Annotated in this window: 10 protein-coding genes; 7 read left to right on the plus strand and 3 right to left on the minus strand. The window is 68.1% G+C overall.

What is annotated here, in order from left to right; all coding sequences use genetic code 11:
• Positions 1–34: 34 nt before the first annotated feature.
• Positions 35–928, minus strand: a complete 894-nt coding sequence (gene prpB, locus O0J15_RS14710; RefSeq protein ID WP_005418360.1) for a methylisocitrate lyase — start codon at positions 926–928, stop codon at positions 35–37.
• A gap of 154 nt (positions 929–1,082) precedes the next feature.
• On the opposite strand from prpB, the gene prpR reads away from it, so the two are divergent.
• Positions 1,083–2,666: a propionate catabolism operon regulatory protein PrpR gene (gene prpR, locus O0J15_RS14715; protein ID WP_308305866.1), complete on the plus strand. Its 1,584-nt coding sequence runs from the start codon at positions 1,083–1,085 to the stop codon at positions 2,664–2,666.
• 84 nt (positions 2,667–2,750) lie between these two features.
• Here the strand turns inward: prpR and pdxH are convergent, their stop codons facing one another.
• On the minus strand, positions 2,751–3,350 hold the full coding sequence (pdxH, locus tag O0J15_RS14720; RefSeq protein WP_019660049.1) for a pyridoxamine 5'-phosphate oxidase: 600 nt from the start codon (positions 3,348–3,350) through the stop codon (positions 2,751–2,753).
• A 40-nt stretch (positions 3,351–3,390) separates the two neighbouring features.
• Between pdxH and O0J15_RS14725 the strand changes: the two genes are divergently transcribed.
• Positions 3,391–4,218: a kinase gene (locus O0J15_RS14725; protein WP_155029961.1), complete on the plus strand. Its 828-nt coding sequence runs from the start codon at positions 3,391–3,393 to the stop codon at positions 4,216–4,218.
• 6 nt (positions 4,219–4,224) lie between these two features.
• Here O0J15_RS14725 and O0J15_RS14730 read toward each other — a convergent pair whose 3' ends face one another.
• Entirely contained in the window at positions 4,225–4,428 is a 204-nt protein-coding gene (locus O0J15_RS14730) for a dodecin family protein (protein ID WP_005410663.1), read from the minus strand.
• A gap of 98 nt (positions 4,429–4,526) precedes the next feature.
• Between O0J15_RS14730 and O0J15_RS14735 the strand changes: the two genes are divergently transcribed.
• From O0J15_RS14735 to mdtD, 5 genes are all read left to right on the plus strand, one after another.
• Positions 4,527–5,069, plus strand: coding sequence for a shikimate kinase (locus tag O0J15_RS14735; protein WP_019660051.1), 543 nt, complete (start codon positions 4,527–4,529; stop codon positions 5,067–5,069).
• Positions 5,066–6,178 (plus strand): 3-dehydroquinate synthase, encoded by a 1,113-nt coding sequence (gene aroB, locus O0J15_RS14740; protein ID WP_164144765.1) that lies wholly within the window; start codon positions 5,066–5,068, stop codon positions 6,176–6,178. Before O0J15_RS14735 ends, aroB begins: the two co-directional genes overlap by 4 nt.
• Positions 6,179–6,298: 120 nt before the next feature.
• A complete protein-coding gene (locus tag O0J15_RS14745) occupies positions 6,299–6,538 on the plus strand; it encodes a WGR domain-containing protein (RefSeq protein WP_019660053.1) in 240 nt (79 codons plus the stop codon).
• A gap of 26 nt (positions 6,539–6,564) precedes the next feature.
• Positions 6,565–7,647 carry a uroporphyrinogen decarboxylase gene (hemE, locus tag O0J15_RS14750; protein WP_019660054.1) on the plus strand — a complete coding sequence of 361 codons (1,083 nt, stop codon included), beginning with the start codon at positions 6,565–6,567 and terminating at the stop codon, positions 7,645–7,647.
• A gap of 92 nt (positions 7,648–7,739) precedes the next feature.
• Positions 7,740–9,149: a multidrug transporter subunit MdtD gene (gene mdtD / locus O0J15_RS14755; protein ID WP_026347030.1), complete on the plus strand. Its 1,410-nt coding sequence runs from the start codon at positions 7,740–7,742 to the stop codon at positions 9,147–9,149.
• Positions 9,150–9,554: the final 405 nt, after the last annotated feature.

Raw genomic sequence — 9,554 nt, forward strand, 5'->3', positions numbered from 1 at the left:
TTTCCCTCCGAAACTTGATGGTGCAGGGTACTGCTTATTTCTTGGCGGCGAACAGCGCATCGAGCTGCTGCTCGAAGGCGTGATAGCCGATGCGGTCGTACAGCTCTTCGCGGGTCTGCATGGTCTCCACCACGTTGCGCTGATGGCCATCGCGGCGCACCGCCTGGTACACGTTCTCGGCCGCCTTGTTGGCCGCGCGGAACGCCGACAGCGGGAACAGCTGGATGGCGACGCCGGCCGAGGCCAGTTCATCGCGACTGAACAGCGGGGTGGCACCGAATTCGGTGATGTTGGCCAGCACCGGCACCTTCACCGCATCCACGAAGCGGCGGTAGGTGTCCAGATCGTAGGCGGCCTCGGCGAAGATGCCGTCGGCACCGGCCTCGACGCAGGCGATGGCGCGCTCGATCGCCTTGTCCACGCCGTCCACCTGGATGGCATCGGTACGCGCGATCAGGAAGAAGTCCGGATCGGTCTTGGCATCGGCAGCGGCCTTCACACGGTCCACCATTTCGCCCTGCGAGACGATTTCCTTGCCCGGACGGTGACCGCAGCGCTTGGCGCCAACCTGGTCTTCGATGTGGCAGGCGGCCGCGCCTGCCTTGATCAGCGACTTCACGGTGCGCGCGATGTTGAACGCGCTCGGGCCGAAGCCGGTGTCGATGTCGACCATCAGCGGCAGGTCGCAGACATCGGTGATGCGGCGCACGTCCACCAGCACGTCTTCCAGGGTGTTGATGCCCAGGTCCGGCAGGCCCAGCGAGCCGGCGGCAACACCGCCACCAGACAGGTAGATGGCGCGGAAGCCGGCGCGCTTGGCCAGCAGGGCGTGGTTGGCGTTGATCGCGCCGATCACCTGCAACGGCGATTCGGCAGCCAGCGCCTCACGGAAGCGGGCACCGGCGGAGAAAGGGGCGGAAGCGGTCATGCGGCGATCCAGGTTGAAGTACGGGACAGAGGGCGCAAGCCCCGTGCCAAGCTGCAAGCCTTTGATTTCACAGACATGACCACCCCGCAACAGTGAAACATATGAAACATTGAAACGGATGTATCATGAAACATTCCGACCAATTGCTGCCGCCATGTACCTGCCCCGCACCCCGCTGCGCCACGCCGATGCCGACCCCGGCCGTCCGGTGATCTGGACCGTCAGCGTTTCGCGCCTGACCGGCCTGCTCGGCGACGTCATCCCCGAGTTCGACCGCCGTGCGCGCATCGAGCAGATCAACCTCGGCTTCGAGGAAGCCGTGGACGTGATCGGCAAACGCCTGCGCCGTGAGCATTGCGACGTAGTGATCGCCGGCGGCTCCAATGCCGCCTGGCTACGCGGGCGGCTGGAGCTGCCACTGGTGCCGATCCAGGCCAACGGCTTCGACCTGATGGAAGCGCTGGCCCGTGCCCGCCGCATAGCCAGCCGCATCGGCCTGGTCACCCACGCCAGCGACGTGCCGGTGTTCAGCAACTTCCAGCAGAGTTTCGGCCTGGATATCGAGCATCGCCGCTTCGTCACCCGCGAGGACGCGCGCGACTGCATCGCCGACCTGCGCGCCAATGGCATCGAGGTGATCGTCGGTACCGGCATGGCCATCGACCACGCCGAACAGGCCGGCCTGCCGGGGGTACTGCTCTATTCGGCCGACTCGGTGCGGCAGGCGTTCGAACACGCACTGGAGCTGACCCAGGCCTTGGCCCGCTCCGGTGGCAACCACGCCGCCCCGCGCCGACGCCCTGCAGCGCGTGCAGACGCGCCTGAACTGCTCGGCGACAGCGAAGCCATGGCACAGGTGCGCGCGCAGATCGCGCTGTATGCCCCACATGACAGCACCGTGCTGGTCAGCGGCGAAACCGGCACCGGCAAGGAACTGGTCGCGCGCCAACTGCACGCCGCCAGCGGCCGTCGCGGGCGCTTCGTGGCGCTGAACTGCGGCGCCATCAGCGAATCGCTGCTGGAAGCGGAGCTGTTCGGCTACAGCGATGGCGCCTTCACCGGCGCACGTCGCGGTGGTCGCGTCGGCCTGGTCGAGGCCGCAGACGGCGGCACGCTGTTCCTGGATGAAATTGGTGAACTACCCCTGCCGCTGCAGACCCGCCTGCTGCGCGTGCTGGAAGAACGCGAGGTGCTGCGCGTCGGTGCCACCGAACCGACCCCGGTCGACCTGCGCGTGGTGGCCGCCACCCTGCAGTCGCTGGAGCAGCGCGCGGCGACCGGTAGTTTCCGTCGCGACCTCTACTACCGCCTGGCCGCGCTGCGGATTGCCCTGCCCTCGCTGCGGGCGAGGCGTTCGGACATCCCGCTGCTGGCACACCACTTCTTCCGCCAGCTGCGTGGCATCGACGCGCCATTGGATGAGGATGCACTGACGGTGCTGAGCGCAGCCCAGTGGCCCGGAAACGTGCGCGAACTGCGCAATCTGGTGGATCGACTACGCATCCACTGGCAACCCGGTGAAGGGCTGATTGATGCCGCGCGACTGCTGCAGCTGGCGCCTGAGCTGGTTAAGGAAGGCGTCGCGGCACTGCCAGTGGAAAGCAACGGCAAGCGACCGCCGCGTGCGCAGCTGGAGGCGCTACTGCAGGAACACCGCAATGACCGCGAAGGCATGGCACAGGCGCTGGGCGTATCACGCACCACGCTATGGCGCTGGCTGCGCGCGGAGGGTCTGTAGAGCCGAGCCCATGCTCGGCTGCTTCTGCAGGGACAACAGCCGAGCATGGGCTCGGCTCTACCGCAGCCCCGGCACCGCCCCGACTTACGGATACAGCAGGCGCTTGCTCCAGCGCCCTTCGGCGCCGGCTTCATAGCACCAGCGTTCGTGCAGGCGGAACTGCGCGCCGTACCAGAACTCGATGCGGTCAGGCACCACGCGCAGGCCGCTCCAGCCGTCGGGGCGCGGCACGTCCTTGCCTTCGAAGCGCGCTTCGACCTCGGCCACGCGCGCATCGAATTCCTCGCGCGTTGCCAGCGTCTTCGACTGCTGCGAGGCCCACGCGCCGATCTGGCTCATGCGCGGGCGGCTGGCGAAATAGGCGTCGGCCTCAGCATCGGCGACCTGCTCGACACGGCCCTCGATGCGTACCTGGATGCCGGCCTCGCGCAGGCTGCGCCACAGGAACAACAGCGCGGCCTGCGGATTGGCCTGCAGCTCACGGCCCTTGTGGCTGTCCAGGTGGGTATAGAAGACGAAGCCGCGCTCGTCGAAGGCCTTCAGCAGCACGGTGCGCGCCGAGGGACGGCCCTGCGTATCGGCGGTGGCCACCGTCATCGCGTTCGGCTCGACCTCGCGGCTCTGCCTGGCCTCTTCGAACAGGGCGGCAAACGTGGACAGGGCTTCTGCGTACAGGTCGCTCATGATTGCGTTCTTCTCACACGGATTGGGCTATTGTGGCTGCATGGCCGCTGCTGCGTATATGCCCCAGGTGAAAGGATTCCCCGAAACATTGGCCGAACAGGTGCTGGACGATGCACTGGGCAGCGGCGCAGCAGTTCCAGTATTGGCGATCAGCGGCCTGCAGGGGAGCGGCAAATCGACGCTGGCCGCGCAGGTGGTGGCCCGCGCCCAGGCACGCGGCCTGAGCGCAGCCACGCTGTCGATCGATGATGTCTACCTCACCCGCGCACAGCGCCAACGGCTGGCCCGCCAGGTGCACCCACTGCTGATCACCCGCGGCCCGCCTGGCACCCACGACCTGACGCTGGCCCACGCGGTGCTCGACGCCGCAACCGCACGCCAGCCTTTGGCGATGCCCCGCTTCGACAAGCTGGCCGACGAACGCGTGCACGAAGCGCAATGGCCGCGTATCGAGCAGCCCCTCGACCTGCTGGTGTTCGAAGGCTGGTTCCTGGGCACGCCGGCGCAGGATGACGCCGCGCTGGACAGCCCGTTGAACGCACTGGAGCGCGAAGCCGACGCCGATGGTCGCTGGCGGCGCTGGTGCAACCAGGTGCTGGCCCGCGACTACCCGGCGCTGTGGCAGCGCTGCGACCGCCTGTGGTTCCTGCAGCCGCCGGATTTCTCGGTGGTACCGCGCTGGCGCTGGCAGCAGGAGCAGAACCTGCAGGCCGCGCAGCCGGGCCGGCACGGCATGAGCCGGCCACAGCTGGAGCGCTTCGTGCAGTACTACGAGCGGGTCAGCCGCCAGGCGCTGCATGCCCTGCCCGCCCTGGCCGACCACGTGGTGGTGCTGGACGGCCAGCGACAGGTGCAGGACGTGCGCTGAGCGCGCCTATTCCACCAGGAAGGTCACCCGCAGGTTGACCCGCCATTCGGTGATTTCGCCGCTGCCATTGGTCACCACCTTGGTCTCGTTCACCCAGGCGCCCTGGATGCCCTTGACCGTCTCGGAGACCTTCTTCAGACCGCTGCGCACGGCGTCCTCCACGCTCTTCGGCGAGGAGGCGGTGATTTCGATGACCTTGGCGACCGTCATGGCCTGTACTCCGGTTGGCGCGGGAAACCCCGCAGGAACGCCTACCCTGACGTGAAGGACGTAAAGGCCGGGGCACGGAGGTGTTAGCATCAGAGGGCATGAATCCTGCTCCGAACCTGATCCTGATCGGCCCGATGGGCGCCGGCAAAACCTGCATCGGCCGCCGCCTGGCCGAGCGCTTCACGCTGGACTTCATCGATGTCGACCAGGCCATCGTCGACGCCGCCGGCGCCAGCATCCCGACCATTTTCGAGCACGCCGGCGAAGCCGGCTTCCGCAGCCATGAGCGGCAGGCCTTGGCCCGCGTGCTCGAAGGCCGAGGCCAACTGGTCTCCACCGGCGGCGGAGCGGTGCTGGATCCGGACAACCGCGCATTGATTGCCCGGCGCGGCTTCGTGGTCTACCTGCGGGTCGGCGTGGCCGCGCAGCTGGAACGCCTGGCCCGCGACAAGGGCCGGCCGCTGCTGCAGCGCCCGGACCGCGAGCAGGTGCTGCATGATCTGGCCGCACAGCGCGACCCGCTGTACCGAGAACTGGCCGACCTCACGCTCGATACCGACCCGTATACCGCTGCCGACGCGACTGCCCAACTGGTAGTCAAGCTGGCCACGCAATGGCAGCGCCAGGACATGACCACATGACTTCCCCCGCCTTGCTGCAGGTCGCCGTTGGCGGCGATCGCCCCTACTCCATCACCATCGGCGCCGGTGCCCTGGCCGATGGCGCTGCACTGGTTTCACACGTGCGCGGCCGCCATGTGCTGCTGCTCAGCGACAGCGAAGTGGCTCCGCGCTATCTGGCGTCGGCCAAGCAGACGCTGTTGGCCGCACGCCCCGACCTGATCGTCGGCGAGCACGTGCTGGCCGCCGGCGAAGCCTCCAAGACGCTGGCCGAATTCGGCCGTGCCATCGAAGCGCTGGCTGCGCTCGGCGCCACCCGCGATGCCTGCGTGTTCGCGCTGGGCGGCGGCGTGGTCGGTGATCTCGCCGGCTTCGCCGCGGCCTGCTGGATGCGGGGCGTGGACTGCGTGCAGCTGCCCACCACCCTGCTGGCGATGGTCGATTCGTCAGTCGGTGGCAAGACCGCGGTCGACATTCCCGCCGGCAAGAACCTGGTCGGCGCCTTCCATCCACCGCGCGCGGTCATCGCCGATACCCGCGTGCTGGCCAGCCTGCCAGCGCGCGAGCTGCGTGCCGGCCTGGCCGAAGTGGTGAAGTACGGCGCGCTGGGCGATGCCGTGTTCTTCGAATGGCTGCAGCAGCATGCCGATGCGCTGCTGGCCGGCGAGGATGCCACGCTGGCCGAAGCCATCGCGCGCAGCTGCCGGCACAAGGCCGCCATCGTCGAGCGCGATCCATTCGAGAAGGGCGAGCGTGCCCTGCTCAACCTCGGCCACACCTTCGGCCATGCCATCGAAACCGAGCAGGGCTACTCCGCGCCCGGCCGCGATGCGCTGAACCATGGCGAGGCGGTGGCGGTGGGCATGGTGCTGGCGGCGAAGCTGTCCACCGACCTGGGCCTGGCCGACGATGCCGACCGCGCGCGCCTGCAGGCACTGCTGGAACGCCTGGGCCTGCCGGTGGGAATCCCGGCCGGGCTCGACCCGCAGGCCCTGCTCGGCCGCATGCGCCTGGACAAGAAGAACGTGGCCGGCCGCCTGCGCCTGGTGCTGTGGCGCGGCATGGGGCGTGCCGAAGTGGTGCCGGACGTGGATGAGGCGGCGGTGCTGAAGGTGCTGGGCGCGGGCTGACCTTTCCGCGTTCGCCGGGCATGGCCCGGCGCTGACGGATTGTGCTGCGGCATGAAGCGCAGCCGAGCGTGGGCTCGGCTCTACAGGTCCGTGCCGCCCCGGGGCGATACAATCGGCGCCATGCACGTCTACCTGCAACATCCCGACGCCGGCGCGCAGGCACCGCGCTTCCTGCGCCTGAGCCTGCAGCCGGACCTGTTCGGCGGCTGGGAACTGTTGCGCGAGAGCGGTCGCGTCGGTGGCCGCTCGCAGCTGCGGCGCGAGCTGTTCCTGCAGGCCGACGAAGCCCGCCATGCCTTCGAGAAGGCCCGCGATGCCGAACTGCATCGCGGTTTCCAGATCCTCTCGCACGGCGACTGACGCCGCTGCCAACTTTCGTCCAAGGAATGCCCATCGTGACCAGCCCTCTCCGCAACGATCGCCTGCTGCGCGCCCTGCGCCGCGAACCGGTGGACTGCACCCCTGTCTGGCTGATGCGCCAGGCCGGCCGCTACCTGCCGGAGTACCGCGCGACCCGGGCCAAGGCCGGCAGCTTCCTGGCCATGGCCAAGACCCCGGAGATTGCCTGCGAAGTCACCCTGCAGCCGCTGCGCCGCTTCCCGCTGGATGCGGCCATCCTGTTCTCGGACATCCTCACCATTCCCGATGCGATGGGCCTGGAGCTGTACTTCGTCGAAGGCGAAGGCCCGAAGTTCCGGCACCCGGTGCGTGACGAAGCCGCCATCGCCCGGCTGGCGGTGCCGGACATGGAACAGGACCTGGGCTACGTGATGGATGCGGTACGGCTGATCCGCCGCGAACTGGACGGCCAGGTGCCGCTGATCGGCTTCTCCGGCAGCCCGTGGACACTGGCCTGCTACATGGTGGAAGGCGGTGGCAGCAAGGACTTTGCGCGCATCAAGGCCATGGCACTGAACCACCCGCAGGCCCTGCACCGCCTGCTGGAGGTCACCACCGACGCTGTGATCGCCTACCTTGGCGCGCAGCGCGCGGCCGGTGCGCAGGCGCTGCAGGTGTTCGACACCTGGGGTGGCGTGCTGTCGCCGTCGATGTACCGCGAGTTCTCGCTGCGCTACCTGCAGCGCATCGCCGAAGGCCTGGACCGTGGCCAAGGCAGCGAACGCACGCCGCTGATCCTGTTCGGCAAGGGCACCGGCCTGCACCTGGAAGCACTGTCGCAGACTGGCGCCGACGCGCTGGGCCTGGACTGGACCCTGGACCTGGATGAGGCCATGCGCCGCACCGGCGGCCGCGTCGCCCTGCAGGGCAACCTCGACCCGACCACGCTGTACGCCTCGCCGGATGCGATCGCCGCCGCTGCCGCGCGCGTGCTCGACACCTATGCCGCTGGCAATGGTGGTTCGCGCGAGGGCCATGTGTTCAACCTCGGCCATGGCATGTCGCCGGACATGGACCCGGCGCATGTACAGGTGCTGGTCGACGCAGTGCACGCGCACAGCCAACGCTGAGCATTCCGCATGCAGGTACGGCGCGACCTTGATCGCGCCGTGACCCGCAGTGCGCGATCATGGCGGCCCCCACGCTGCACCGGCCGCACCCCATGTCCACATCGCCATCGACTTACAACCGCCAGCGTCCCCTGCTGTGGCTGGTGTCCCTGGCGATCTTCATGCAGATGCTGGACTCGACCATCGTCAACACGGCGTTGCCGGCGATGGCGGCCAGCCTGGGCGAGAGCCCGCTGCAGATGCAGTCGGTGGTGTTCAGCTATGCGCTGGCGGTGGCCACCTTCATTCCCGCCTCGGGCTGGATTGCCGACCGCTATGGCACCCGGCGCACCTTCCTGGTGGCGATCATCCTGTTCACCCTCGGCTCGCTGGCCTGCGCGTTGGCCCAGCACCTGCACCAGCTGGTCGGTGCGCGCGTGCTGCAGGGCATCGGCGGTGCGATGCTGCTGCCGGTCGGCCGGCTGGCGGTGATGCGCTCGGTGCCACGCGAGGATTTCCTGCGCGCGATGAGCTTCATCGCCATCCCCGCGCTGGTTGGCCCGCTGATCGGCCCCACGCTGGGCGGCTGGCTGGTCGAGATCGCCTCATGGCACTGGGTGTTCCTGATCAACCTGCCGATCGGCGTGATCGGTTTCATCGCCGCGATGAAGATCATGCCCGACCACTACGCCAGCCATCGCACCCGCTTCGACCTGCGCGGCTACGTCATGCTGGCCTTCGCGATGGTGGTGCTGTCGCTGGCGCTGGACGGCATCTCCGGCCTGGGTACGCCACATGCGCTGGTGATGCTGATGACCGTGGCCGGCCTGGCTGCGCTGGTGGGTTACTGGCTGCACGCCGCCAACTCCACCGCGCCGCTGTTTTCGCTGGCCCTGTTCCGTGTGCCCAGCTACCGCATCGGCATCCTCGGCAATCTGTTCTCGCGCATCGGCAGCAGCGCCATGCCGATGCTGATCCCGTTGCTGTTGCAGGTCGGCCTGGGCCTGGGCCCGATGAACGCCGGCCTGATGATGGTGCCGGTGGCGGCGGCCGGCATGGTGTCGAAGAAGCTGGCGGTAAAGCTGGTCGAGCGCTACGGCTACCGCCGCGTACTGATGGTCAACACCGTGCTGGTGGGCCTGGCGATGGCCAGCTTCATCCTGATGACACCGGGCCAGCACCTGGCCTGGCGCCTGCTGCAGCTGGCGTTCTTCGGTGCGGTCAATTCGCTGCAGTTCACCGTGATGAACACCGTAACCCTGCGCGACCTGGACCGCGAGTTCGCCAGTTCCGGCAACAGCCTGCTGTCGATGGTGATGATGCTCGCCGCCGGTTTCGGTGCTGCGGCGGCCGGCAGCCTGCTGGCCGCGTTCGGCAACCACCTGGACAGCAACAGCGCGACCGCCGCGCTGCATGCCACGTTCCTTTGTGTGGGCGCGATCACCCTGACCTCGACGATGATCTTCTGGCAGCTGCCCGATACCAAGCCGGAGCCACGGCAGGTCGAGCACGTCGCGGAGTGAGGGTGGTTCGGCAGGGCCTGCGGCCCTGCACCTGCAGAGGCTTCAAGCCAAGGCAGCAGCAACGGCAAAAGCAGGCATTTCGTGGGATGGCGGGGCGGTGTGGGCTTGCAGGACACGCCGTAAACCCGTCCATGGGGGCTCGATGGCGCCATCCATGGCGCCAACGGTCCTGCAAGCCCACACCGCCCCACCTCTGACAGATTTTCGCGATCGGGTAGATCCACGCCATGCGTGGATGAGCGTCCATTGAAATCGAACATTTCGATATCTGTGAGATTTGAGCCGAGCATGGCTCGGCTCTACACAGGGCGCCGGCAGCTCGCGAGAATCTGTCGAAGGCGGGGTGGGTCCGGTTGCGGGGGCGTGAGCCGCATGGGCCCGAGGCATGCCTCGGGCGGGTTGGGC

The sequence above is a fragment of the Stenotrophomonas sp. Sm10 genome (assembly GCF_030985515.1).
Taxonomy (GTDB): Bacteria; Pseudomonadota; Gammaproteobacteria; order Xanthomonadales; family Xanthomonadaceae; genus Stenotrophomonas; species Stenotrophomonas hibiscicola.